This is a genomic window from Dokdonia sp. MED134 (genome assembly GCF_000152925.2).
Lineage (GTDB): Bacteria > Bacteroidota > Bacteroidia > Flavobacteriales > Flavobacteriaceae > Dokdonia.
Genome location: NZ_CP009301.1, coordinates 288,860 through 315,466, shown reverse-complemented (window position 1 = coordinate 315,466; position 26,607 = coordinate 288,860). Strand labels below are relative to the sequence as shown.

At 36.9% G+C, this 26,607-nt stretch carries 26 protein-coding genes and 1 other RNA gene; 9 read left to right on the top strand and 18 right to left on the bottom strand.

From position 1 onward, the window contains the following. Nucleotide 1 precedes the first annotated feature (1 nt). The 9 genes from MED134_RS01370 to MED134_RS01330 form a co-directional block, all read right to left on the bottom strand. Nucleotides 2-1,396: a UDP-glucose 6-dehydrogenase gene (locus tag MED134_RS01370; protein ID WP_021779176.1), complete on the bottom strand. Its 1,395-nt coding sequence runs from the start codon at nt 1,394-1,396 to the stop codon at nt 2-4. Between the two features lie 82 nt (nt 1,397-1,478). Continuing rightward, nucleotides 1,479-2,486, bottom strand: coding sequence for an NAD-dependent epimerase/dehydratase family protein (locus tag MED134_RS01365; RefSeq protein ID WP_021779177.1), 1,008 nt, complete (start codon nt 2,484-2,486; stop codon nt 1,479-1,481). Nucleotides 2,487-2,494: 8 nt separating this feature from the next. Then, nucleotides 2,495-3,295, bottom strand: coding sequence for a 3'(2'),5'-bisphosphate nucleotidase CysQ (gene cysQ / locus MED134_RS01360; protein WP_021779178.1), 801 nt, complete (start codon nt 3,293-3,295; stop codon nt 2,495-2,497). Next, nucleotides 3,292-4,167: a dTDP-4-dehydrorhamnose reductase gene (rfbD, locus tag MED134_RS01355; RefSeq protein WP_021779179.1), complete on the bottom strand. Its 876-nt coding sequence runs from the start codon at nt 4,165-4,167 to the stop codon at nt 3,292-3,294. The genes cysQ and rfbD overlap by 4 nt, the downstream gene beginning before the upstream one ends. Continuing rightward, nucleotides 4,167-4,721: a dTDP-4-dehydrorhamnose 3,5-epimerase gene (gene rfbC / locus MED134_RS01350; RefSeq protein ID WP_021779180.1), complete on the bottom strand. Its 555-nt coding sequence runs from the start codon at nt 4,719-4,721 to the stop codon at nt 4,167-4,169. Before rfbC ends, rfbD begins: the two co-directional genes overlap by 1 nt. Continuing rightward, on the bottom strand, nt 4,721-5,575 hold the full coding sequence (gene rfbA, locus MED134_RS01345; RefSeq protein ID WP_021779181.1) for a glucose-1-phosphate thymidylyltransferase RfbA: 855 nt from the start codon (nt 5,573-5,575) through the stop codon (nt 4,721-4,723). The genes rfbC and rfbA overlap by 1 nt, the downstream gene beginning before the upstream one ends. Continuing rightward, on the bottom strand, nt 5,575-6,618 hold the full coding sequence (gene rfbB / locus MED134_RS01340) for a dTDP-glucose 4,6-dehydratase (RefSeq protein WP_021779182.1): 1,044 nt from the start codon (nt 6,616-6,618) through the stop codon (nt 5,575-5,577). Before rfbB ends, rfbA begins: the two co-directional genes overlap by 1 nt. Continuing rightward, entirely contained in the window at nt 6,619-7,896 is a 1,278-nt protein-coding gene (locus MED134_RS01335; protein ID WP_021779183.1) for a nucleotide sugar dehydrogenase, read from the bottom strand. Nucleotides 7,897-7,974: 78 nt separating this feature from the next. Next, entirely contained in the window at nt 7,975-8,973 is a 999-nt protein-coding gene (locus MED134_RS01330; RefSeq protein WP_021779184.1) for an SDR family oxidoreductase, read from the bottom strand. Nucleotides 8,974-9,129: 156 nt separating this feature from the next. On the opposite strand from MED134_RS01330, the gene MED134_RS01325 reads away from it, so the two are divergent. Beyond that, complete coding sequence (locus MED134_RS01325) at nt 9,130-9,621, top strand: Dps family protein (protein WP_021779185.1); 492 nt, start codon at nt 9,130-9,132, stop codon at nt 9,619-9,621. A gap of 81 nt (nt 9,622-9,702) precedes the next feature. Here MED134_RS01325 and MED134_RS01320 read toward each other — a convergent pair whose 3' ends face one another. From MED134_RS01320 to MED134_RS01305, 4 genes are all read right to left on the bottom strand, one after another. After that, nucleotides 9,703-10,257, bottom strand: a complete 555-nt coding sequence (locus tag MED134_RS01320) for a 1-acyl-sn-glycerol-3-phosphate acyltransferase (RefSeq protein WP_021779186.1) — start codon at nt 10,255-10,257, stop codon at nt 9,703-9,705. 5 nt (nt 10,258-10,262) lie between these two features. Continuing rightward, nucleotides 10,263-10,982: a 3-deoxy-manno-octulosonate cytidylyltransferase gene (gene kdsB, locus MED134_RS01315; protein WP_021779187.1), complete on the bottom strand. Its 720-nt coding sequence runs from the start codon at nt 10,980-10,982 to the stop codon at nt 10,263-10,265. 132 nt (nt 10,983-11,114) lie between these two features. After that, nucleotides 11,115-11,675 (bottom strand): DUF4126 domain-containing protein, encoded by a 561-nt coding sequence (locus MED134_RS01310; RefSeq protein ID WP_021779188.1) that lies wholly within the window; start codon nt 11,673-11,675, stop codon nt 11,115-11,117. A gap of 179 nt (nt 11,676-11,854) precedes the next feature. After that, nucleotides 11,855-13,291: an ATP-dependent RecD-like DNA helicase gene (locus MED134_RS01305; protein ID WP_021779189.1), complete on the bottom strand. Its 1,437-nt coding sequence runs from the start codon at nt 13,289-13,291 to the stop codon at nt 11,855-11,857. 114 nt (nt 13,292-13,405) lie between these two features. Between MED134_RS01305 and MED134_RS01300 the strand changes: the two genes are divergently transcribed. From MED134_RS01300 to MED134_RS01290, 3 genes are read left to right on the top strand one after another with little or no spacing between them, the layout of a single operon-like run. Beyond that, nucleotides 13,406-14,056, top strand: coding sequence for a hypothetical protein (locus tag MED134_RS01300; protein WP_021779190.1), 651 nt, complete (start codon nt 13,406-13,408; stop codon nt 14,054-14,056). Next, the gene (locus MED134_RS01295) at nt 14,049-14,840 is read left to right on the top strand and encodes a DUF3822 family protein (RefSeq protein ID WP_021779191.1); all 792 of its coding nucleotides are present in this window, start codon (nt 14,049-14,051) and stop codon (nt 14,838-14,840) included. Before MED134_RS01300 ends, MED134_RS01295 begins: the two co-directional genes overlap by 8 nt. Further along, entirely contained in the window at nt 14,837-15,397 is a 561-nt protein-coding gene (locus MED134_RS01290; RefSeq protein ID WP_021779192.1) for an RsmD family RNA methyltransferase, read from the top strand. The genes MED134_RS01295 and MED134_RS01290 overlap by 4 nt, the downstream gene beginning before the upstream one ends. A 93-nt stretch (nt 15,398-15,490) precedes the next feature. On the opposite strand, the gene rnpB is transcribed toward MED134_RS01290, so the two are convergent. The 4 genes from rnpB to MED134_RS01275 form a co-directional block, all read right to left on the bottom strand. Next, nucleotides 15,491-15,811, bottom strand: an RNA gene (rnpB, locus tag MED134_RS14835) — RNase P RNA component class A. Nucleotides 15,812-15,869: 58 nt separating this feature from the next. Further along, on the bottom strand, nt 15,870-18,449 hold the full coding sequence (locus tag MED134_RS01285; RefSeq protein ID WP_021779194.1) for a phosphoenolpyruvate carboxylase: 2,580 nt from the start codon (nt 18,447-18,449) through the stop codon (nt 15,870-15,872). A 329-nt stretch (nt 18,450-18,778) separates the two neighbouring features. After that, nucleotides 18,779-20,848, bottom strand: coding sequence for a M16 family metallopeptidase (locus tag MED134_RS01280; RefSeq protein WP_021779195.1), 2,070 nt, complete (start codon nt 20,846-20,848; stop codon nt 18,779-18,781). Beyond that, nucleotides 20,848-22,167: a M16 family metallopeptidase gene (locus MED134_RS01275; protein ID WP_021779196.1), complete on the bottom strand. Its 1,320-nt coding sequence runs from the start codon at nt 22,165-22,167 to the stop codon at nt 20,848-20,850. The genes MED134_RS01280 and MED134_RS01275 overlap by 1 nt, the downstream gene beginning before the upstream one ends. Nucleotides 22,168-22,394: 227 nt before the next feature. On the opposite strand from MED134_RS01275, the gene MED134_RS01270 reads away from it, so the two are divergent. The 4 genes from MED134_RS01270 to MED134_RS01255 are packed head-to-tail and all read left to right on the top strand — an operon-like array spanning nt 22,395 to nt 25,853. Beyond that, the gene (locus MED134_RS01270; RefSeq protein ID WP_021779197.1) at nt 22,395-23,042 is read left to right on the top strand and encodes a DUF4159 domain-containing protein; all 648 of its coding nucleotides are present in this window, start codon (nt 22,395-22,397) and stop codon (nt 23,040-23,042) included. Between the two features lie 12 nt (nt 23,043-23,054). After that, a complete protein-coding gene (locus MED134_RS01265; RefSeq protein ID WP_038596805.1) occupies nt 23,055-23,549 on the top strand; it encodes a TrmH family RNA methyltransferase in 495 nt (164 codons plus the stop codon). Between the two features lie 25 nt (nt 23,550-23,574). Then, the gene (locus tag MED134_RS01260) at nt 23,575-24,672 is read left to right on the top strand and encodes an AI-2E family transporter (protein WP_021779199.1); all 1,098 of its coding nucleotides are present in this window, start codon (nt 23,575-23,577) and stop codon (nt 24,670-24,672) included. After that, nucleotides 24,672-25,853, top strand: a complete 1,182-nt coding sequence (locus MED134_RS01255; RefSeq protein WP_021779200.1) for a THUMP-like domain-containing protein — start codon at nt 24,672-24,674, stop codon at nt 25,851-25,853. Before MED134_RS01260 ends, MED134_RS01255 begins: the two co-directional genes overlap by 1 nt. 2 nt (nt 25,854-25,855) lie before the next feature. On the opposite strand, the gene MED134_RS01250 is transcribed toward MED134_RS01255, so the two are convergent. Then, nucleotides 25,856-26,095 (bottom strand): DUF1456 family protein, encoded by a 240-nt coding sequence (locus MED134_RS01250; RefSeq protein WP_021779201.1) that lies wholly within the window; start codon nt 26,093-26,095, stop codon nt 25,856-25,858. A 248-nt stretch (nt 26,096-26,343) separates the two neighbouring features. On the opposite strand from MED134_RS01250, the gene MED134_RS01245 reads away from it, so the two are divergent. Then, on the top strand, nt 26,344-26,538 hold the full coding sequence (locus tag MED134_RS01245) for a cold-shock protein (RefSeq protein ID WP_021779202.1): 195 nt from the start codon (nt 26,344-26,346) through the stop codon (nt 26,536-26,538). The last annotated feature ends 69 nt before the right edge of the window (nt 26,539-26,607 follow it).

Below are 26,607 nucleotides of genomic sequence, written 5' to 3'. Positions count from 1 at the left end.
TTTATCCTTGTCCAATTGTATACATTTCAAAACCAATATCTTCCATTTTTGACGGTGCAAATATAGCCCTTCCATCAAAAATAAAAGCGGGTTTATACATTTTATCATAAATAGTTTTCCAGTCATAACTAACAAACTCATCCCATTCTGTCATAATAGCAATGGCGTGCGCATTATCACAGGCTTCCATAGGGTTATTAACCACTGTAACCAAAGCTCTATTTTCAGCTTCAGAACGCGTGTTTAAATAATCCAGATCTGCTAGAATCTGTTCCTCAGAAACCTTTGGGTCATATATAACTACCTCTGCTTGTTCATTGAGCAAATAATCTGCCACATAAATGGCTGCCGATTCTCGCGTATCATTAGTATCCTTTTTAAATGCCCAACCTAATAATGTAATCTTCTTACCAGAAACGGTGTTAAACAGCGTCTTTACTATCTTTTCTGCAAATCGTCTTTTTTGGTGATCATTCATAATAATAACCTGCTCCCAGTAATCTGCCACCTCATTAAGTCCATATGACTTTGCAATATAAACGAGGTTTAAAATATCTTTTTGAAAACAAGATCCACCAAAACCAACGGAAGCCTTTAAAAACTTTGGCCCTATCCTTGAGTCTGTACCAATTGCTCTAGCAACTTCTTGAACATCTGCTCCAGTAACTTCACAAAGCTCAGACATCGCGTTAATAGAAGAAACGCGTTGCGCAAGAAATGCGTTTGCCGTGAGTTTAGACAGCTCTGAGGACCATACATTTGTTCTTAAGATACGCTCTTCTGGAATCCAATTTGAATAAATGTTTGCAAGAGCTTCGGTAGCCTTTTGACCACCAGGAGTATCTTCTCCTCCTATAAGCACACGATCTGCATTGAGTAAATCTTGGACAGCAGTACCCTCGGCTAGAAATTCTGGGTTTGATAAAATATCAAAGCGTACACCTTTACCTGTATTGTGAAGTATATTCTGTAATGCTTCGGCAGTACGTACAGGTAGCGTAGATTTTTCTACTACAATTTTATCTGTAGTTGCTACTCTGGCAATCTGGCGAGCACATAGTTCTATGTACTTTAGATCTGCTGCCATCCCTTTACCTACTCCATACGTTTTAGTAGGTGTGTTTACAGATATAAAAATAAGCTCTGCTTCATCTATCGCCTTATCTACTTCTGTAGAAAAAAATAGATTTCTCCCTCTAGCTTCTTTTACAACTTCAGCTAGGCCTGGTTCATAAATGGGTAGGTTACTTACATCTTCATCATTCCAAGCTGCGATGCGCTTCTCATTAAGGTCAACTACAGTAACTTTTATATCTGGACATTTTAACGCAATTACAGACATTGTAGGTCCTCCTACATAGCCTGCTCCAATGCAACAAATGTTTTTTATGCTCATATTTTTCAAATTATTGGCAAATCGCAAATATAGCAGTTTGCATACTAATGACAGGGAAATCTTACGCTTTCGCGAAAGCGTACTAATCCTTATAATAACTGTTATACCATTTTACAAAGGCCGCTATCCCATCTTCTACACTTACAGATGGCTCATATTTATAATGTTCCCTCATAGCCTCTACACTTGCCCAAGTCTGGTTTACATCACCATCTTGCATAGGAAGCATTTCTTTTTTTGCTTTTTTGCCAAGTTCCAGCTCTAAGGCTTCTATAAAGTCTAATAGCTTTACAGGCTTGCTATTACCTATGTTTAAAATCGTATTTCCGGATTGTACTTCATTTTGTATTACAGCCGTGACGCCAGCAATAATATCTGATATATATGTAAAATCACGTGAGAGATTACCCTCGTTAAAAACCTTAATAGGTTTATTATTTATTATCGCATCTGTAAATAAAAACATTGCCATATCTGGTCTTCCCCAAGGGCCATACACTGTAAAAAAACGTAAACCAACAGCATTTATACCGAATAGATGCGCATAGGTATGCGCCATTAACTCATTAGATTTTTTTGTTGCGGCATAGATACTTATGGGCTCGTCTACAGACTGTTTTTCTGTAAATGGAACATCTAGACTATTGCCGTATACACTAGAGCTACTCGCATAAACAAGTTTTTTTATATTATTATTACGACAGCTTTCTAATATATTTAAAAAGCCTACAACATTTGTATCTATATATACCTCAGGATTTTCTATAGAATATCTTACACCCGCTTGAGCCGCAAGATTACATACGAGGTCGAAAGACTCTTTTTTAAAAAGCTCAGGCAACGCTTCCCTATCCTCAAGATTCATACGCACAAATTGCAGTGCTTTATGCTTTTGGCTTGCCACTGTCAAATTCCAGACTGATGCTTCTGCTTTTGATATACCTAATTGCGATAATCTATCATACTTGAGATTAGGGTCGTAATAATCGTTAACATTATCAAGAGCCACTACAGTATGCCCTTCCTTGAGCAATTGCTCACAAAGATGATACCCAATAAAACCAGCGCCACCTGTAACAAGAATTTTCATAAACAGTATTAATAAGCTTCAAAGTTAGGACTAAATAAGGACTTCTTATTATATGTTAATTTCTCCGTTGTTCCTGCAATAAAAACAGTAACTCCAGCGGTCTCACATATAGCATCACCAGCAGCCGTATCCCACTCCATACAAGGAGCAAATCTAGGGTATCTATCTGCATTTCCTTCTGCAAGCATACAGAATTTAAGCGCACTACCCGCAGGAAGTAAGCTTACCGAAGTGGTTATTTTTTTTAAATCCTCTATATACGATACTGTTTGCTCATTGAGGTGAGAGCGACTTGTCACGACTCGTATATCTTTTTGTGATTTTAGCTTATTTGTAAAAATTATATGCTTATCATCCACTACTTGATTCCACCCCATCTCCATTGTAGGATTTGACATTTTATAGCTTTTGCCTAGTAAGCTTCCTCCCAGATATAGTGTATCAGACACCGGAATATAGATAATACCAAAAACTGGTCTAGCTCCTACTATCAATGCAATGTTTACAGTAAATTCTCCATTGCGATTTATAAACTCTTTGGTACCATCTAGTGGATCTACGAGCCAAAAGATATCCCAAGTCCTTCTTTCTTCATAAGGAATTTCGACGGCTTCTTCACTTAAAACAGGAATGTCTGTAGCGCTTAACTCCTTACAGATTACCTCGTGGGCACGAGTATCTGCAACTGTAAGGGGTGAATCATCACTTTTAAGAATGCTGTTAAATGCGGTCGCATACACCTCTCTAATTACGTCACCAGCTTGAAGAGCAGCTTTGACAGCGATACCTTTAAATTGATCACTTATCATAATTTAACCAGCATTTTCTCAAGACTTTCTTCCCAAGGCACGTTCTCAATCCCTAAAAGGGTGATGATTTTAGAACTTTCTAGTTTACTATTTTTTGGGCGGGTGGCCTTTGTTACAAAGCGGTCGCTGGACACAGGCAAAACGTTTATACTCATTTTCTTGTAGCTGAATACCGCTTTCGCGAAAGCGTACCACGTAGTGACACCCTCATTTGTATAATGATATACGCCTGCATTCTGTATAGTAAGCACGTTTGACAACTGTAAAATAACAGAAGCTAGATTATTTGCCAACGTAGGAGATCCATATTGATCGTTTACAACCGAAATCTCGTCTTTCACATTACCTAATCGTAACATAGTCTTCACAAAATTACTCCCGTAAACACTATACACCCAAGAGGTTCTTATAATAGCATAATCAAGAAGCCCTGAATTAATTATGGCCTGCTCACCAGCAAGTTTAGACTTGCCATAAACCGTTGTTGGATTTGGAATATCTTCCTCTGTGTATTCTTCTGGTTTTTCTCCGTCAAAGACATAATCTGTAGAAATGTGAATGAGTTTGATTCCATTATCCTTACAAGCTTGAGCTAGATTCTTTACTCCTATTTCATTTACTAGAAATGCTTTCTCTTTATCCTCTTCGGCGGCATCTACAGCAGTGTATGCGGCTGTGTTTATTATAACATCTGGTTGATGTAAATCAATCGCTTTTTTAATAGAAGATGTTGATGTGATGTCTAACTCAGATTTTGACAGATGTATACTCGTAACATTCTCAAAAGTAGCTTCTTCCTCATTTATGGCTTGAGCCACCTGACCACCACCACCTGTAATGAGTAATCGTATATTTCGCGAAAGCGTACTCATTAAAAAAGGTTAGAAGGTAAATCTGCAAGCATCGTATTTTCCTTATCTTTTTCTGAAAGGATGACATCCTGCTTATCTAATAACCAATCGATTTGCAATGATGGATCGTTATACGCCAGACCACGCTCGCTCTCTTTATTATAGTAGTTATCGCATTTATAAATAAACGTTGCGGTATCACTGAGTGTTACAAAACCGTGTGCCATCCCTTTGGGAACGAAAAGTTGTTTTTTATTTTCTGCACTGAGGTGTATGCTATAAGCTTTCTTATAAGTAGGTTCGTTTTTTCTCAAATCAACAACTACATCAAGTACCTCACCTGCTACAACCCGTACGAGCTTAGATTGTGCAAACTCCCCTATTTGAAAATGAAGCCCACGCAAGACGCCATATGTAGACTGCGACTGATTATCTTGAACAAACTCTGGTTCAAACCCTGCAAAGCTGTGAAATGCCTTTGCATTAAAGGATTCATAAAAATAACCTCGATCATCTTCAAACACCTTTGGAGTGCATATAATTAAATCTTTGAATGCTGTTTTTTGAAATTCCACTATAGTGTATTTATGTATTGTGCATAAGCACCTTTACCATATCTTGATGCACTTGCCTTAAGAGCTTCGTATGATATCCAATTCATCTTGTAAGCAATCTCCTCAAGACAAGCTATCATTGTGCTTTGATTACGCTGTAATACTCTTATAAATTCTGTCGCATCATCTAGCGCATCTACCGTGCCAGTATCAAACCAAGACATTCCTCTACTCATAACTCCTACAGTAAGCTTTTTACGAAGTAAATATTCTTGATTTATTGCTGTAATCTCAAGCTCTCCCCTATGAGAGGGCTTAATTTCTTTTGCAATAGCAACTACATCATTATCATAAAAATAAATACCTGGTACGGCGTAGTTAGATTGTGGACTCTCCGGTTTTTCTTCGATACTCGTGACATTCATATCCTTATCAAAAGCGACAACTCCAAAACGCTCTGGGTCACGAACAGGATATGCAAATATGGCACCTCCATCTACTGTGACTTTGCTTTGTAATAGCTTACTGAGACCATTCCCATAAAAAATATTATCACCTAGTACAAGAGCTACTTTATCTTTCCCAATAAAGGATTCTCCTATAATAAATGCTTCTGCAAGCCCATTTGGTTGTTCTTGCACCTCATAAGAAAAAGAGCACCCAAGTACTGATCCATCACCTAATAGCCTTTTAAATAAATGACTGTCTTCTGGCGTTGTGATAATAAGAATCTCACGTATACCAGCAAGCATAAGCACTGATATAGGGTAATATATCATAGGCTTATCATACACAGGTAACAATTGCTTACTTACAGCAATGGTAAGTGGTGACAGTCTAGTTCCAGATCCTCCAGCAAGTACAATACCTTTCATTATGTATACATTTTATTGTAATATTCTTGATATGCTCCAGAAGTGACATTCTCTAGCCAAGAGCTATTGGCAAGATACCAATCTATTGTGAGTTCTAGCCCTTCCTCAAAAGTAACAGATGGTTTCCACCCCAGTTCTTTTTCAATTTTTGAGGCATCTATCGCATATCGCTTGTCGTGACCTGGTCTGTCTTTTATAAAGGTAATAAGAGATTGAGAGGTATTACGCTTTCGCGAAAGCTTCTCATCCATCTTATCACATAGTAACTTTACGAGATCAATATTTTTCCATTCATTAACCCCACCTATATTGTAGGTCTCGCCTAGTTTTCCTTCTTTAAATATACGTGCTATAGCTCTTGCGTGATCTTTTACAAATAACCAATCTCTTGTATAATTTCCATCACCGTAAACAGGTAGCGCCTTGTTTAAAATAATATTATTTATAAATAGAGGAATGAGTTTTTCTGGAAACTGATTAGGACCATAATTATTAGAGCAATTACTAATGATATATGGCAAGCCATAGGTCTCACCATAAGCTCTAACAAAATGATCTGAGCTTGCCTTAGACGCAGCATAGGGTGAGTTTGGGTCGTATGACGTAGTCTCTGTAAACAAGCCTGTCTCACCAAGTGTACCATACACCTCGTCTGTACTTATATGGTAGAAAAGCTTGTCATTAAAGTTATCTTTCCATATTTCCTTAGCTGCATTGAGCAAGTTTAATGTTCCAATAACGTTAGTCTGCACAAAAGCTAGAGGATTTTTAATACTTCTATCTACGTGAGACTCTGCTGCTAGGTGTATTACCTTATCAAATTGATATTTGGAAAATAAGGTCATCAAAAAGGGGGCATCATTGATGTCCCCTTTTATAAATGTATAATTGCTAGACGCTTCTACATCAGCCAGGTTCTCTAGATTACCTGCATATGTAAGTGCATCAAGATTGTAAATATGACTCTCTGGAAAAACTTCTAGAAATAGCCTCACTAAGTGAGAACCTATAAAACCTGCTCCGCCTGTTATTAATATATTCATCTATAATCTACCGTCTACATTACCTTTTAATGTTCCTTTCACATCATAAATGATAGATGCATCTTTTCTCAATAATGAAAAATCTATTTTTTGAAATTTATCGTGTGAAACCGCTTGAATAATTGCATCAAATTTATGATTAGGCAATTCAGTCATTACGTCAATTCCAAATTCTTTAAAAACTTCTTCATTATTTACCCAAGGATCGAATGTTGTCAAATTTACGCCATACTCCTTTAAATTCTTATGAATATCAACAACTCTTGAGTTACGGACATCAGGACAATTTTCTTTAAAAGTAATTCCTAATACAAGAATTTCAGAACCTTTAACCGGAATATCATTTTTAAGTAATAGCTTTATTACTTGACTAGCAACGTATGACCCCATACTGTCATTGAGGCGTCTACCTGCCAAAATAATTTCAGGATTATACCCTAAATCTAGTGCTTTTTCAGCAAGATAATATGGATCCACACCAATGCAGTGCCCACCTACCAAGCCAGGCTTGAAAGGAAGAAAATTCCATTTTGTTCCTGCCGCTTCGAGTACATCTTGAGTATCTATATCCATAAGATTAAAAATCTTAGCAAGCTCATTTACAAAAGCTATATTGATATCTCTTTGAGAATTTTCAATGACTTTTGCTGCCTCTGCCACTTTAATTGAAGGCGCTAGGTGCGTTCCTGCGGTTATTACAGAAGCATATAAATCATCCACCTTCTTACCTATTTCAGGTGTGCTTCCAGATGTAACTTTCAAAATTTTATCTACAGTGTGCAATTTATCTCCTGGATTAATTCTTTCTGGAGAATAACCAGCAAAAAAGTCTTTATTAAATATTAATCCACTATGTTTTTCTAAAATAGGAACACACTCCTCCTCTGTTACTCCAGGATATACCGTACTCTCATAAATGACTATATCATTTTTCTTTAGTACAGCTCCAATAGCAGCACTACTGTCATAAAGAGGCTTGAGGTCTGGCTTCTTGTGCACATCTATTGGAGTAGGCACCGTAACAATGTAAACGTTACAATCTGTAATATCATTTAAGATACTTGAGCACTTAAGTCCGTTAGTTTTTAAAGTTGATTGCAAAACACTTTTCAGATGGCTACTTTGAACTTCTAAGGTAGTATCAATACCTGAATTAATTTCTTCTACTCGCTTGTTGTTAATATCATAACCTACAACATTATATTTTGATGCAAACAAACAAGCTAAAGGCAGACCAACATACCCTAGTCCAATTACTCCTATTTTAATATTTTCCATTATATATAGACCTCCAAAGGCTTACAAGCCCTCATTTTTATAAATTGCAGAATAAGCAATTTAATCAAATATCTAGTATTAGACTAGATTATCATAATACCATTTTACAGCCTCTACCAAACCTTGACGTACACTGTATTCTGGATTATACCCTAATAATTTTTTTGCCTTATTTATATCTGCAAGAGAATGAGGGACATCACCTACTCTATTTGGACCGAAAATCACTTCAACATTACTTATTGAAGAATCAAAAAATGACAATTCTTTTTTCAAAATTTTAATTAATTCCGTAAGATCAATGCGTTCACCATAAGCTACATTATAGACTGTATTTAAGGCTTGCTTATTTTTAGAAAGCATCGCCCTAATATTCATTTCTATTACATTATCTATATATGTAAAATCTCTAGAATAACTCCCATCCCCATTTATAACTGGGGATTCTTGATTCATCAAAAGTTTTGTAAACTTAGGTATCACAGCCGCATAAGCGCCATTGGGATCTTGTTTCCTACCAAAAACATTAAAATATCTAAGCCCTATACAATCTATCCCATAGGTTTTATGAAACACATCTGCATACAACTCATTTACATATTTTGTGATGGCATAAGGAGACAATGGTTTCCCTATAATATCTTCTTGCTTTGGCAATCCTTGAGAATCTCCGTAAGTTGAAGAACTTGCCGCATACACAAAACGCTTTACACCTTTATCTTTAGATGCAATGAGCATATTCAAAAATCCACCTACATTGACTTCATTACTCGTTGCAGGATCTTTTATTGATCTTGGTACAGATCCTAATGCAGCCTGATGCAATACATAGTCACTCTGAGACACTGCCTTTTTACAAGTTTCAATATCTCTTATATCTCCTTCTATAAAAGTAAAATTTGAATGATCTATGATAGCATCTAGGTTATGTCTATGCCCCGTTGCAAGGTTATCGAGACAAGTTACAATTGCTCCATTTTTAATAAGAACCTCACAGATATTAGAACCTATAAAACCAGCTCCTCCTGTCACTAAAATCATTTTACCTTCAAGCTCATTCGTCAGGTCTGAATCCATTATTTTTTTAATCCAAATATAAAGTATTTTCTATGCAGTCAGAACATTGTTTTTTATCACAATCTTAGCATATCGGGTTAAACTTATCCCAAACTAACCCGCAAATAAACCTCAGACCACTAAGCCTTTGTAATTTTATATAAAAACCAAAGAACTATGAATTATTTAAACTTAGACACAAAAAAAACCAAAGAGACAGTTACAGAGCTCAACATACTTTTATCTGACTATCACGTATACTACCAAAAACTTCGTAATTTTCACTGGAACGTTTCTGGTGAGAACTTTTTTGACTTACACGAGCAGTTTGAACAACTTTATGATGATGCCAAGATTAAAATCGATGAGATTGCAGAGCGTATCCTAACATTACGTTTTGCTCCAGTAAGTAATCTCTCAGATTATCTTGAAGCATCTAGCATCAAAGAGTCAAAATCTGATCTGTCTGACAGAGATATGGTAGACACGATACTTGGAGATCACGGAAAAATTCTCAAACAACTAAGCGCTGTTGTAAAAAAAGCAGACGACGCTGGTGACGAAGGTACCATAGACCTTATAGGAGCCTACATACGTGAACTAGAAAAAACAAGCTGGATGCTAGATGCTTGGAGAAAGAAAACAGCAGGCACCTACAAAGAAGCATAAATCCTAATCACCCTTACAAATTAAAATGCCTCAATACTTTAAATAGTATTGAGGCATTTTATTTAAGTACTTATAAAATATCTACTCATCTGGAGTAAAACTATATTCTGGCACCTTACCTACAGCTCCCTTAAAAAACTCGTGTATAAGTGCAAGGTCTTCATCTATATTACCTGACGGATATAAAGGCTTAGATATACGTTGCTCTTTCTTACCAAAATCAAAAGCAACCATTATAATAGGTACCTCTGCTGCAAGAGCAATGTAATAAAACCCAGTTTTAAGCTTATCAACTTTTTTACGTGTTCCCTCCGGGGCTATTGTGAGTCTAAACTCCTCTTTATCCTTAAAAACATTTGCGATAGATTGTACTTTATCCTGACCTGGTGTACGGTCTATAGGTGCACCTCCCATTGCTTTAAAAATAGGTCCCATAGGCCATTTAAAAAGCTCTTTCTTACCGATGAAGCCTATCTTGACATCTAGCATAGTACGAAGTAAAATACCCATATAAAAATCGTGCCAACTGGTGTGGGGCACAGCGATTACTACAGCCTTCTTTACTGTGTCTTGAGAAAAGTCACCTTTTACCTTCCAGCCTAAAATATTTTTATATATAAACTTTGCAAGTCCCATATGCGCTACTTATTCGAATAAATTTTAATTGCTTTTTCTAGATCTTCTGGAGTATCAATACCTATTGCAAGCCTTGATGAACGTACCATTTTAATTTTCTTACCATACTCTAAGAATCGTATGCACTCTATTTTTTCTGCCTTTTCAAGGGGTGTCATATGCATAGATGCAAAGTCAAGTATTGCCTGCTTTCTAAAGGCATAAATACCTTTATGCTTATATGTGATTATACCAGATTCATTATCGCGTACATATGGAAGTGGTGACCTAGAGAAGTATAATGCAAAGTCAAAATTATCTACAATAACCTTTACATTATTAGGGTTTACAATCTCTTGCTCCTCCTTCATAGGCATCATCACACTAGCAAGATCTATTTGTGCAGCATCATCTCCATAAAACACGTCTAACACTGGTGCTAAGTCTTCCCTACTCGTAAAAGGTTCATCTCCTTGTACGTTTACAACCACATCTACATCTAGAGAAGCCACTGCCTCTGCAATTCTATCACTACCGCACTCGTGCTCTTTAACACTCATTATGGCCTTACCGCCCTCGGCCTTTATGGTGTTATAAATAACATCACTATCTGTAACTACATATACTTCGTCAAACAACTTTGTGGCCACTACACTCTCATAGGTGCGCACAATAACAGGCTTGCCTGCAAGATCTTTCATCATCTTACCGGGAAACCTAGACGCCGCATAACGTGCAGGAATCATTGCTATAATCTTCAGATTTTCTTTCAATATATTGACGTTTTGAATGTCTTATTCTGGTTATAATTACGCTTTCGCGAAAGCATAAAACACCATAAAACAAGTTGCAAAGTTACTTAAAAAGAAATGTAAAACTTATGCCCTTCTTAGCCTAGAAATAATCTTCCAGCCAAGACCTATAAGTATCGATACAATCACTAGTGCGAGTATAGGCGAAAAGATACTCGCTACTGAAACTGTAGTTGCAGCAATGGTTTCTGTACCTGCAACTAGTGGGTTTGCAATACCGCCTGTAGTTGCTGTACTCCCTAATCTAGTGGCGCTCGTGGTACCAGAAACTGCTGCTGCTGCTCCGCCACCAGCGATGATGGCCAGCGCCCAAGTAATAGTAGGATCCATATCTCCCATAGTCGCTACCATAAGTAATGTACCTGCGATTGCAGCTAGTGGTACAGATATGGTGTCCAACAGGTTATCAACCCAAGGAATAAAATAGGCTCCTACTTCAAATAATGTAGCAACACCAAGTAAAACTAGCGCCGGAACGCTACCTACCCACTGCCAAGTATCGTTTACTGGAAACCAACCAAAGTGCGCAGATAAACTTAAGACTAATAAAGGAACAAATACTCTAAAACCAGCGGCGGCGGCAAGTGAAAATCCTAATATGATACTTACTATTAATTCAAAACTCATAATTGTAAACTTACTTATTTATATACAGACGTTATAATCAAAAAACTGGCCATAAATATATAACTATCTAATCCATAGCCCCGATTGTAGTGAAAATCCCGCAAGAGCTGGCGTAGCCGCGATGAGGAATTGTAGCGTAAAGCGGGAAATAGCTCCTAAAACAATTTTCTATAACAACGCTACTCTGCTTCAACAAACATTTCGTCTTTAAAACCTATTAAGTACAGCTTACTTTTAGCTCTGGTAATAGCCGTATACAGCCAGCGTAGGTAATCTTTACTCATCCCGTCTGGAAGGTAGGGTTGCTCTATAAAAACATTTTCCCACTGCCCTCCTTGTGATTTGTGACAAGTAATAGCATAAGAGAATTTAACCTGTAAGGCGTTAAAGTATTTGTTGTTTTTTATTTTTTGGAATCGCTTGTAATTAGACTTCTCGTCTACATAGTCTTTTTGAACTTCTTTATAGAGCCGATCTCCATCTTCATAAGGTAGTGCTGGTGTCTCAAGTATGAGAACATCTAGCATAACTACAGTCTCAAATGGTTGCATTTGTGGGTAATCTACCATTTGTACTTTTACCTCTGCAAAGCGAAAGCCGTAGAGTTCCTTAATAGCTAGAATTTCTAATACTTTTACAATGTCACCGTTTGCAATAAACCCCGCATCGCTTTTTGCATCTAGCCAGAAGTAATTATTTTTTACCACCATTAAGTGGTCTCCTGCAGATATTTCTTCTTCTTGAAATAGAATTCGATTTCTTATTTGCTGGTTATATAGATTTGCTCTCTTGTTGGATCTTACAATGATTGCAGTTTCTTCTGTACCTACAGAGCTGTAACAATCATTAATGGCATCCATAATCTCGTGACCGTCTACTAGCCTAACAATATCGTTATACCCTTCTAATTCAAATTTAAAATCTTCATAAAACCCTTCAGAAAGCTGTTCTCTTAGAGCGGTTGCATTCATAAGTATACCACTATCTTCTCCTTGACGCATTACCTCGTCTAGCTGTATAGTCTCTACGGTTTTATTAAACTGCAATGACAACATATCAATATCTAGAGCTGGGGACATCTCAAGCTTTACAGGTGGTAACTGCGCCTCGTCTCCTACTAATATGAGTTTACATTTGTAACCACTATACACGTATTGCATCATATCATCTAGCAGAGATCCATTGTCAAAAAACTTGGAACTAGTTGCTTTATCAGATATCATAGATGCCTCATCTACTATAAAGAGACAGTTTCTATGTTTATTAGGCTGTAGCGTAAAAGAAACGCCTCCTCCACGTTCTTTTTTGGGGAAATAAATTTTGCGATGTATAGTATACGCCTGTTTTTTACTATAATTACTGGCAACCTTTGCAGCTCGACCCGTAGGTGCCATAAGAACTGATGACATTTTTGCGTGCCAAAGATTTTTTACAACCGTTCCTATCACTGTAGTCTTACCTGTACCTGCAAACCCTTTAAGAACGAATACTTTATCCTTAGAACTATCAAACAAAAAGTGAGATAACTGCTCTAGTAGCCTATCTTGTTTTATGGTAGGTTGATGTTCAAAATCTTTTACTAATAGCTTATAAAATGCTCGGGCGTCTTTAATCATAGAAGGCTTAGAATACAACGAAATTAAGCAAACGAAAAATGAGATAATAAATTTTTGTGTGTAAAAAAAAATTGTAGATTTGTTGCTCACCATAACTAATTTAAACATCATTACATGAAACTAGTATTACAGCTTGTACTTTGGGTAGTAATTGCCGCATTAGGTTACCTTCTTTTTAACGCAATTTGGGGAGAGGTAAAATTTAATGAAGTTAAGGAAGCGCGTTACAGTGCTGCCATAAAAAATATGCGTGATCTAAGACAGGCGCAACTAGCTCATAAAACAGTTACAGGTACTTACCAGAAAGATTTTGATAAGTTAGTACGTTTTATTGATACTGCAGAGTTTACAATTACTCAACGTAGAGATACAACTGTACTGGACGAAGAAAAAACAAAACGTTTCCGTGTAGATACATTTAAAGAAATAGTAGTAATTGACACACTAGGTACTCGCCCAGTTAAAGATTCACTATTCAAAGGGTCTGATCGTTATAAGACTATGATCAATGTGCCAATAGAGGGAATAGATGCAAAGTATACTATGGACGCTGGTCAAATAGAAAAGAGTAACACGATGTATCCTGTGTTTCTTATCTCTGTAAAGAAAGATGTATTACTTGCAGACCAACCTAAAGATTATGTTGCTAAAGAAAAGCAAATCGTATCTGTAGATGGTGTTAATGGAGATGCACTTACAGTAGGATCTATGGAAACTATTAATACAAATGGTAACTGGCCTAAGAGTTATGGGGCTAATGACTAGTCAAGACAATACAAACTCATTATATAGTCTGTCCATCCAAATACACCTGGATGGACTTTCTTTTTTTACCCAAAACAGCCATAGTAAAGAAGTAATAGCTACACAGACTATAAAATTTACAAATAATGTAAATCCTACTTCATTGAGTAATGAGGTAGAAAAGGCTTTTAAAAATAATGAGATACTCTCCCAAAATTTTGCAAAGGTAATTGTAGTCTATTCTAACGAGCTATTTACAATGGTTCCAAAGGCACTCTTTGATGCCGAAAAAGGTGCAGATTATTTAAAGTTCAATACAAAAATTCTTAGTACAGATCACATCTCGCACGATGTGATAGACTTTTATGACCTTGTAAACGTATATGTGCCATACACCAATGTAAATAATTTTCTTTTTGAAACCTTTGGCTCTTTTGATTATTACCATAGTACAACGGTTTTTACAAAATTTCTATTAAACAAATTTATAAATAGCACAGAACCAAAAGTCTTGATAAATTTTCAAGACTCATACTTCGAAATGGGTGTTGTAGCAAATAAGAAACTGCTCTTTGTAAACCGTTTTGAAATTAGAACTAAGGAAGACTTCATCTATTATATGCTCTTTACAATGGAGCAATTAGAATTGAGTACAGAAACTATAGAAGTTGTACTTACAGGTACTATTACAATGGATGATCCATATTATGAGCTAGCACACACTTATGTACGACACCTTAGCGTTCTAAAAGCAGTACATACACAAATACCACAAGACCAAGCTATACTTGGCAGTTTATTATGACACGTATCATATCTGGAAAATACAAAGGCCGAAGAATCGCGGCACCAAAAAAGCTACCCGTACGCCCTACTACAGATATGGCAAAGGAAGCCCTTTTTAATATTATAAGAAGCAACTACCATATAAGCCAGCTTAGCGTGTTAGACCTCTTTGCGGGTACGGGCAACATAAGCTATGAGTTTGCCTCTAGGGGTACAGATCAAATCACTGCAGTAGATGGTCATTATGGCTGTGTACAGTTTATAAACAAAACGTCACAAGAGTTTGATTTTTCTATACACGCTATAAAGAGCGATGTATTTAAATATTTAGAACGTGCTACGGGAACCTATGATATTATATTTGCAGACCCTCCATACGATATAGACATTAAGGACTTTGAAAAGATTGCAACACTGGTATTTAAAAATAATCTTTTAGAGCAAGATGGTGTACTCATCATTGAGCACGGCAAGTATTCAAAACTTGATGGCTTTATAAACTACGTGCAGACCCGTCATTATGGTGGTAATGCCTTTAGCTTTTTTGAACTACCAGAAAGTGATGAAGAAGAATAAGAACGCTTTCGCGAAAGCGTAACAACATAAACTACAATTAATAAATCCCGCTTGTTGCGGGATTTATTGTTATATAGATTTATTTAAAATCATAAAATAAGCAGGCCTATAAGCCGGATTCTGTTCAATCTAGATGCTTCTAGAAATTCCTTATTATTTATCTGGGATTATCATTACTAATAATCTCTATCTGTCTACCCTCCCACAACGCGCGGATTGCACTTAACTGTGAGTATACTTGACATTGCACCGCATAGAGTTTACCTGGGTTCGCTACAGCATTACCTGTACATTCTTTCTGTTGCACTTGTCCTCTCCCAAAACGAGTTTGGGATGACGGCCGTTAGCCGCTATGCTATCCTGTGGTGTCCGGACTTTCCTATCCATTGCTGGATCAATAAGGCGGCCTGCTGTCGCAAAGGTAGTCTAAGTATAACAAGGGAGCAATACTTACTCCCTTATCATTACTAGTTTATGCCGAATTTCTACTCGCATTTATGTTTCCAAAGAGTGACCTTGTAACCATACGCTCATATACTTTCGCCTTATCTGTTTGCTCTCCAGAACGTTGCATATCTTGTATGGCTCTAAGCGCATACTGCTGTATAGTTAATAGTGGTAGTACAATATTCTCTCTTTCTTGAATGGACGCTTTACCTGCCTTCTCATTTTCCATTAACTCCGTAAGTCCCGCCACTTCTAGCATTAATCGCTTGCTGCGCTTATACTCTTCAAAGAGTAACTTCCAGAACTCGCCAAATTCTTGATCTTCTTGCATATATGCTGTAAGACCAAAAAATGATTTTGTGAGACTCATCATACTATTCTCAAGTAACGTTCGGAAGAATGAACTATTTTTATATAGCTGCTTTACATCCTCTAGTTTTCCAGCATCTTCAAAAGAGGCAAGTGCTGTTCCTACTCCATAAAAACCTGGCACGTTTTGTTTAAGCTGGCTCCAACTACCTACAAATGGAATCGCTCTAAGATCCCCAAAGTCTAAGGTACTTTTTTGAGATCGCTTGCTAGGGCGGCTACCTATATTAGTTTTTGCATAATACTTAAGGGTAGACATACGCTCTAGGTATGGCAAGAACTTATCGTGTCCTTTAAATGCCGTATAAGCCTCATAGCTCTTTTGTGCGAGTGCTTCTAGCGTTTCTCTATCTGATGGTGATATATCATTATGTGCTCCCTTAAAGACCTCGTTATTAACACCGCTACTAAGTAGTTGCTCTAGATTGTACTGACAAGAATCTACCGTTCCAAAATTAGAACTTATAGTTTGTCCTTGTACTGTAATCTGAATTTCTTGTGCTTCTATATTAGGTCCTAATGATGCATAAAATTGGTGTGTTTTACCACCTCCACGTGCTGGTGGTCCTCCTCTACCGTCAAAGAAAATTACGGTTACGCCATACTTTCTAGACATAGCTGTCATTGCCTCCTTAGCCTTAAAGATACTCCAGTTTGCCATTAAATAACCACCGTCTTTTGTTCCGTCAGAAAAGCCTAGCATTATAGTCTGTCGCATACCACGACTCTTTAAGTGTTTACTGTAAGTTGGGTTTGTATACAGTGCTTCCATCACAGCGGGTGCAGCAATAAGATCTGGTACGGTCTCAAACAGTGGTGCTACATCTGCCGTAGGAGATTCCCAGTCACATAGTCTTAAAAATGTAAAGGCTTGCATCACGTGCAGTGCGCTTTGTGAGTTACTTATTATGTATCTGTTTGAGCCACGCTCACCATTTTCATCTTGAATGGTTTTCATCGCATAGATAGAACCAAGAGTCTTAGTCACTACTTCCTCTTCAAAACTTTCTGGATCTAACGCTCCGTGCACGTTGTTTAAGAAGTCTATTTGCTCGTTTTCGCTTAAAGCGAGATAACCCTCCGGAAAAATCTTTGATCCATTTATTGTTGCATTTTCAACAATTTGCTCAAAAACTATTTTATGAATACTACTATCCTGTCGTATATCTAACGATGCAAAGTGAAGTCCAAAAAGTTCTACCTTATGAATAAGACTATCTATTTTATCTAAATATAAACTCTGGTGCTTATCTCTTACAATATCACGGATATCTTTAAGTGTTTTGAGAATAGATGCTTGTGAAATGGCTGGTTTCTCTTCAGAAAAAATAGCTGTATATACTTGATCTTCTAGTTCTGAAAGTGGTGCCTCAGTACCTCTAAAGGTGATTCTCCTACGTAATTGCTTTATCTCTCTGTAATAATTTCTAAGTACAGAACTACGCAACTTTCTGGCAACCTTAAGTGTTATAGCTGTGGTGACAAATGGATTACCATCACGGTCACCACCTGGCCAAAAACCAAGATCTACAAGCGTATTACTAAAGCTTTCATCTTGTATTAAGTGCCTATGCAGGTAGTCATATATAGCCCCCGCACTGTGATAAAACACGTTTTCTAAATACCAGATAAGACTCACAGCTTCATCATATGGCGTAGGTTTTTCTTTTTTAAAGAATGGTGTTTTACCTAACTGCGCAAGTAAGGTTTTTATATCTTCAAGTCGATTATCTCTTATTGCAGCACTTAGATCATTTATGATACCTAGTACTACGCCTGGATAAAATTGAGTAGGGTGTGCTGTAAGTACGGGACGTATAGTAAACCTGTTTAAGTAAGAGATGAGCTCTTCCTTTTTACCCGTTGCCTCTGCTTCTTCTTTTATATTACGCAGGGTGCCTCGACCATCCATATTATTTACGATACGATATGAAGCGTCTTCAATCGCGTCAAATAGCACTACTTGTCGCTCGATATACTGTATAAATTTAAACAATATGTCTTCGCGTTCTTTTTCTGTAGCATCACGCATATAACGCTCAAAGAAGTACTCAATAATTTCTGTCGGGTTTTTATTGTCTTTATACCCTTCCTTACATATAGAATGAAACAGCGGTAAAAGGACCCCTGTGTTTGAGATACCATCAAAGGGAAGCGTCATAAATATCCCATTATAGACTTCGTATTTTGACTTTACATTTGCGTTAAATCTCTCTATTTTCGGTTCTCTTGACATCTGTTAATATTTTTACTAAAAATACGTAAACCTCAAGTATTGCAGGCTCTACAATACTAGTTTTGGCGATCTCATAAAAAAAGACTGTCTTTGGTTTAAAATATATTATTTGCAATCGTTTTTGGGCATTTTTATTTCATTATATCTAACTATAATTTTTACTAGATATGAGTACGCTTTCGCGAAAGCGTAAAACTCCCCCTTTATAGCAGCTTGGTTTTATTACATTGTAGTGTATTGCATTTTAAAAATGCAGCCAGCAGTGTAATCTTGAGACATAAAAAAAGGCCAGCAAAAGCTGACCTTTAATAGTAGTTTATAGAATGAAATTACTCAAAATCTGCATTTGTGATGCCTTCATTTACCTTAATTTCTGTCACATTAAACTCTATAGATTGTGGGCCAAATGACTGACTTAACACAAATGGGAATTTGATTCCTCCCACATCTTGATATTTGCTCAAAGTGATAGACGTTTTTAAAGTCTGACCTTGCATTTCTTGTATAGTTACCTCCTGAAGTTTAAGCCCCGTTTTTGTACTGTAGTAGTTCATTTTACCATCTGCTACTTTAACCACATAAGCATCTTCTCCATTTACTTTTTCTATACCTTCTAGGCTCGCTCCACCATTTAACCAGTTTACTTCTGGAAATGGAGATGACTCAGCTTTTACCTTCTCAACATCTTCTCCTTCTAGATCTTTGCGTTGCCCTTGTACAACTACATATCCTTTATCTCCATCAAGTACTTGTTTTGAAACTGAGTTTCCTCCCATCATAATGTTTTGTACAAACTGCTCTTTTGTAGTTTTTTTGAGTTCTAGATCAAGCGTCATACCTTGCATAGCTCCTTGTGCTTTGATATAAACCGAGTTTACCGCAGCAAGCTTATCCTTACCACCTATAGCAGCAATGTAAGATTCTAGTACCTTATTTACCGTAAGATCTGCTGGAAGTTCCTTTTTGAATTCTGGTTTTTCTATTCCTTCACCGTATACGTTAAAGTACTTTACAGGGATAGTCTTACCGTCTATAACCACCTTACTTAGATTATCTATTACCTCACTACCCTTACCAGTCACAACGATTCTTGCGTTATCACCTTTAAATAGTTTACTAGCTGCATTTTGTACATCTTGTTGAGATACCTTATCTATATTAGACAAGTAGTTTTTGTAAAAATCTTTAGGGAGCCCTTTACTCTCAATATTATATGCATAGTTTGCAATAGTTTGTGGTCGCTCTAGAGCGAGTACAAAGCTACCTGTATACTTAGCTTTTGCATTTGCTAGCTCTTCTGGTGAAACTGGCTCAGACCCTATACGGTTAATCTCTTTTACTATCTCTACCACAGAGCTATCTGTAACTGCATTACGCACGCTTGCTGTAGCACTAAAACGAGTCACTGTCTTTTCATTAGAACCTATTCTTGAGTATGATCCATAAGTATATCCTTTATCTTCACGTAGGTTATTAAAAAGACGGGCTTCTCCTCCACCTCCTAAGATGTTATTTGCAATAAGAGCTGGAAAATAATCTTGGTCTGTCATTTTGAGCTCAACAGTATTTTGAACTGCAATTTCTGACTGAACGGCATTGTCCATATTAACAAAGTTGATTTCTGTAGTTGAGACATTTTGCTTTTCAGAAAATGGTGTTTCTGGTATAGTTCCTTTTTTCCACTTCTTGAAGTTGTCTTTTACTACTTTCTTTACAGTGTCAAAATTTACATCACCTATAATGATTAAGTATCCATTATTAGGTCTAAAGTAGTCTGAATGAAACTTCTCAACATCTGCAAGAGTTACATTATTTACAGTCTCTTCTGTAGTAAACTCTCCATAAGGGTGGTCTGCACCATAAGCTAGTACACTTTGCACACGTCCAGCGATAGCTGTCACACTCTTCTCATTAGATTTTAATCCTTCTATGAGACGTTCCTTTTCTTTATCAAACTCTACTTGTGTAAAATTTGGATTTATACCAGCATCTGCAGTAAGTTCAACTAGACGTTCAAAATACTTAGATAGACCGCTTGCAAATGCGCTCTGAGACCCAAAGCTTATGTTTGCTCCAAGATAATCTACCTCTTCTTCAAACACATCTTTTGCAATACTCTTAGACCCTTTACCTAACATAGATGATGTAAGGGCAGCAACTCCAGCCTTTTCTCCCTCTACAATAAGAGGATTATCTATAGTAAGTTGTATAGATACTCTAGGTAGCTTTTTATTTTCTACAACTAGTACTTTGAGACCATTTTTGAGCTCAAAAGAGGCTGGGTCTTTAAGATTAATCTCAGGAGCTGGACCCGGCTCAGGTTGTTTACTTCTGTCCACTTGTGCATAACTAGCTGTTGCTAGCAATAACATTGCACCTATTATAATATTCTTCTTCATTATTTTTCTTTTTGAGATTCTGGTAAGTACTCTAATATTACACGCTCATTTTCTTTAAGATATTTGATAGCTGCTGCCTTAATATCTTCTCTAGTTATTGATCTATAAATATCAATCTCAGTATTAATAAGACTAGTATCATCATATAACATATAGTTGCGCGCAAGTGAGTTTGCAATACCTTCTACACTACTGTTAGAGTTTACAAAGCGGTTTTCAAATTTGTTCTGAAGTTTCTGGTAATCTCTTTCTGAAATTAAAGTTGTTTGAAGCTTTACAATCTCCTCATCCATCTCTGTAATTAAATCATCTAGAGAGTTATCACCTAGTGGTAAAGCACCTATTAAATATGATCCATAATCTTCTTGTGCACCGCTAAAAGCAAATACTTGTAGCGCCTTTTTCTTAGTGTCTACTAATTTCTTGTAAAGTCTAGAACTCTTACCATCACTTAATACGGATGATACCATATCGAGCACATAAGCATCCTTTTCTGTTTGAGCAGGTGTTCTATAAGCTAGAAAAATTGCAGGTATCTGTATATTAGGATCATAAAATGTCTCTCTTACTGGTACTACAGGATCTTCCTTAAAAGTATTACGTATAATATCTTTACCTCTAGGTATAGGTGCAAAATACGTGTCAATCATCTTTTTTGTCTCTGCAACATCAATATCTCCAGCCACAACGAGCACGGCATTATTAGGCACATAATAAGTATCACTAAATTTTTGAAAGTCTTCTAGTGTTGCACTAGCTAGATGATCAAGAGACCCTATGGTAGTCCAACGGTATGGGTGCTTCTTAAAAAGCATTTTACCTATTACTTCTTGAAAACGGCCGTAAGGCTGGTTATCTACTCTAAGACGCTTTTCTTCTTGAACTACTTCTTTTTGAGTATCAACACCTATTTGATTAATAATAGGGTGAAGTAGGCGCTCAGACTCCATCCACAGACCAAGCTCTAAGTTATTAGAAGGAAAGACTTCATAATAGTAAGTACGGTCTTGTGTTGTATTTGCATTGTTTTTACCTCCGTTAGAAGTAACTATTTTAAACCACTCACCACGCTCAATGTTTTCTGTCCCTTCAAAAAGAAGGTGCTCAAAAAAGTGAGCAAATCCTGTTTTACTTGGATCTTCATCTTTTGCTCCTACGTGATACATAACTGATGTTGTTACTACAGGTGCGCTGTTATCTTGATGTAAAATAACGTGCATACCGTTATCAAGATCATACTCTTCAAAGCTAACTTCTTGTGCTGTAAGGACTACGCCACTCAACATAAAAGCTGCCAAAGCATACATTTTCTTTTTCATATTAAAAATTAAAATTAGTGTTAGTACGTAAGTCGCAATCGTTGTAAATTGTTACAACTTACTAGAGTAAATTTAAGAACTCATTGTACTAACAGCAAGCCTAGGCAGTAGTTATCATCTCACTGGAAACTGGTTTTTAGAACTTTATGATTTCTGTTTAACTTTAATATAATTTAGTACACTCATAATTTAAGTTATCAGTATTTTTAATTTTTATAAATTCATTTATGCATCGCACCTTACTAGCAGTCATTATACTATTGTTTACCAGCGGGTTTATAACTGCTCAAGATCTTGCAGTACTAAAATATAAAGGAGGTGGAGACTGGTACAGTAATCCCACTGCCCTGCCTAATCTCATACGTTTTTGTAATAAGAACATAAACACAAAAATGAATGACAAACCAGAATCTGTAGATGCTGGTAGTATCGACGTGTTTCAATACCCACTGCTGCATATGACCGGTCACGGTAATGTACTTTTTACAGATGACGATGTAGAGAACCTTAGGGATTACCTCACTAGCGGAGGCTTCTTACACATAGATGATAATTATGGAATGGCTGAGTATTTACCTAAGGAACTCAAAAAGATTTTTCCAGACCAAGAGCTTACAGAGCTTGCCGCTAGCCACCCCATTTTTTCTAGTGCTTATAAATTTCCGCAGGGACTACCCAAAATACACGAACACGATGGAAAGAGACCACAAGCACTAGGGCTCTTTTATGAAGACAGACTCGTCGTATTATTTACAACAGAGTCAGACATAGGTGATGGCTGGGAAGATCCAGAAGTACACGGCGACCCAGAGAGTGTGAGACAAAAAGCACTCCAAATGGGAGCAAACATTGTTAAGTATGCTTTTGAAAATTAAAACACTCACCCCTTGCAATTAACTCATACACATCACACCCCAGCTTCTCATAACAAAGAGATTATCATTGTATGCGATCACGTTTCTGGTCCGGCAAATGTGGGTAGCATTTTTAGGCTGGCAGATGCTTTTGGTGTACAAGAGATCATTTTTTGCGGCAACGCTCCAGATGTTACTAGTAGTAGACTACGTAAGACGGCTCGCAATACAGAACGTACGGTCCGCTTTCGCGAAAGCGAGAATATAAGCACTACACTTATTAATCTAAGAGAGCAAGGGTTTAGCACTATCGCACTAGAGATAGATTCTACAAGTCTTCCCATTGCCGAAGTTCATATTGCTAATATGTCAAAAATTTCACTTGTCATAGGAGCCGAAAGTACTGGTGTCACTCCAGAAGCTTTAGAACAATGTGCTGTAATCGCACATATACCTATGCACGGCATTAATAGTAGTATGAATGTAGCACAAGCCGCAGGCATCGCACTTTACGAGCTCACACGATAATAAAACCAGTATCTTTGACCATTATATGAAGCCACTAAAAGCAAAAGAAATAAGTTATGGAATCTTACGCGCCGTAGGTGTCGTTGTGGGTATCTTAATCTTACTCTGGCTTCTTTATACCATACAAAGTGTGCTTGTTTATCTAGCCGTTGCAGCTGTACTATCACTAGTGGGTAGGCCTGTTGTAAAGTTTTTAAGGTACACACTTAAGTTTAGCCCTACCTGGGCAGCGATAGTCACAATATTTATATTATTACTGGTAATACTAGGTGTTTTTATGCTTTTTATACCTGTGGTTATCGACCAAAGCCAGCATCTGGGTCAGATAGATTTTGAAGAGGTAAAAGTTAATATTAATAGGCTCTTTGGCGAGATTGCAACTTATTTTGGTCTCGATAAGATGACTATAATACAAGGAGTTCAAGAGGCAGAGCTCGTAAAGAATTTTGATTTTAGTATCATCCCTGCATTTTTAAACGGAATTATAGGTAATCTAGGTGCCGCAGGCATTGGTACATTTGCTATTATATTTATTACTTTCTTCTTTTTAAAGGATAATAGATTGCTTGTAAATAGTTTACTCGCTTTCGCGAAAAAAGGCAACGAGGGCAAATTCTTACGGGTGTTTGAAAAAATAAAATACCTTCTCTCTCGCTACTTTATAGGGCTCATAATACAAGTATTTACAATGTTTGTCTTATACGCTATAATACTCCTATCATTTGGTATAGATAACGCGCTTGCCATAGCGCTCTTTTGTGCTGTACTTAACCTGGTTCCCTATTTAGGGCCTCTTGTAGGTGGTGCTGTTATGCTATTACTGGTTACCTCGAGTAATATTGAGATGGATTTTAGAACCATTATTTTACCTAAATTACTCTGGATCTCCTTATGCTATGGCGCAGCACAAATGGTTGATAATTTTGTGATACAACCTTTTGTTTTTGGTAACAGTGTGAAGTCACATCCGCTAGAGATATTCTTAGCTATTATTATTGCTGGATTGTTATTTGGAGTATTTGGGATGATACTTGCCGTTCCTGTTTATACCGCACTTAAAGTGATCTCAAAAGAATTTTTGAGCGAGTATAAGATTGTTCAAAAACTTACACAAGACTTATAATGAACACCGCGCTTTTACAGCCCGAAGTGCGTGCTTATTTACAAGACCACGAGCATACACCACTCCACGCTTTTATTTTAAAAGGAAGCCCTTTTATAGATATTACAGTACAAGAGCTTGCACAACAACTTGAAGGTAAACGTAAAGCCAAAGGAAAATTACCGCGCTGGCATAACACCGCTGGTATCTTATTCCCGCCTAAACTCAATATGGAGCAAACCTCTTCTGAGGCAACGGCAAGTTACAAAGCCAGTATTATGCAAGGTACTACCCTAGCAGATGGTACAGGTGGCTTTGGTATAGATGCTTATCACTTTGCACAGACTAACAAGCAGGTAACGCACATAGAGATGGACGCCAGTTTATCAAGATTTGCACAGTCTAATGCAGAAGTTCTCAAGCAAGAAAACATAGAATTTATAGTAGATGATTCAATGCATTATTTTGAAACCTGCGATACTCGTTTTGACACCATTTTTTTAGACCCAGGGAGACGTACAGATAGTAAGGGAAAAGTTTTTATGCTTAAAGATTGTCTACCTAATGTACCGCTTTACAAAAACCTGTTATTATCAAAGTGTAACACCCTCTGGATAAAAACATCTCCCATACTAGACATTGCAGCAGGTATAGAAGAACTGCGCAGCGTGACCGAAATACACATTGTAGCTGTAAAAAATGAGGTAAAAGAATTGTTATGGAAACTTACTTCACAGCGCTGTAAAGACATAAAGTTTACTGTTGTAAACTTACAATCATCAGATCCAGTAGTGAGTTTCTCTCATAGTGATGCTCTTAATGCGCAAGCCGTTATAGATATTCCTCAAAAGTATCTTTATGAGCCTAACAGTACGCTTATGAAGAGTGGCGCCTTTAACTGGGTGAGTACATATTTTAATGTTTCAAAACTACACGAGCACTCACACTTATATACCTCAGAAGAGCTCATCTCATTTGCAGGCCGTCGTTTTGTGATAGAGAAGATTGTTCCTTACTCAAAAAGAATTGCAAAGGAATTAGGAATCACAAAGGCAAATATCACCACTCGCAACTTCCCTATGCCAGTAGATGTGATACGTAAAAAGTTAAAGATAAAAGATGGTGGAGACGTATACCTATTTTTTACCACGCTAGATGATGGTAAGAAAGTAGTTATCTCGACTAAAAAAGTGGCACAATAGCCCTACTTCTTTTTAGGAGGCATAGGTCCTCGCTTGTGTATTACTAGACCATTTAAAAAATTACGTAAAAACTGGTCACCACACTCCATAAATTTAGGATGATCTGGCTTGCGAAAAATTGCGCCTAGCTCACTCTTAGAAACTTGAAAATCTACGAGCTTACAAATTTCTATAATTTCGTCATCACGTAGCTGAAGTGCTACTCGTAGTTTCTTAAATATATCGTTGTTTGTAAGTGCCATTTTTATCGGTTTTAAGCGCAAGTTACGGGTTAACAAACAAAATATCCCAACTTATTATTTGCAAAAACACCACAACACATACCCATAAGACTAAGCTTTAAAATTGTCACACACTATAAACAATTGGATGAGAGGTGATTACGCTTTCGCGAAAGCGTAAAAAAGTATTTTAAAACAATAACACACAATTGTGATTTTCTGGATTAAATAGCAGTAAGTTTGCAGCTTAACATATTTAAATTATTATAATGCACAAAGGAACAGTAAAATTCTTCAATGAAACTAAAGGTTTTGGATTTATCAATGAAGAAGAAGCAAACCAAGAGCACTTCGTACACGTAACAGGACTTATCGATGAGGTAAGAGAAGGTGATGCTGTTGAGTTTGAATTAAAAGAAGGTAAAAAAGGATTAAATGCAGTAAACGTCAAAGTAATTGACTAAGCACATATAACTTTTTAGTTCACTTTTATGAACTTGTAATGCCAGTCTCGCGACTGGCATTTTTTTGTT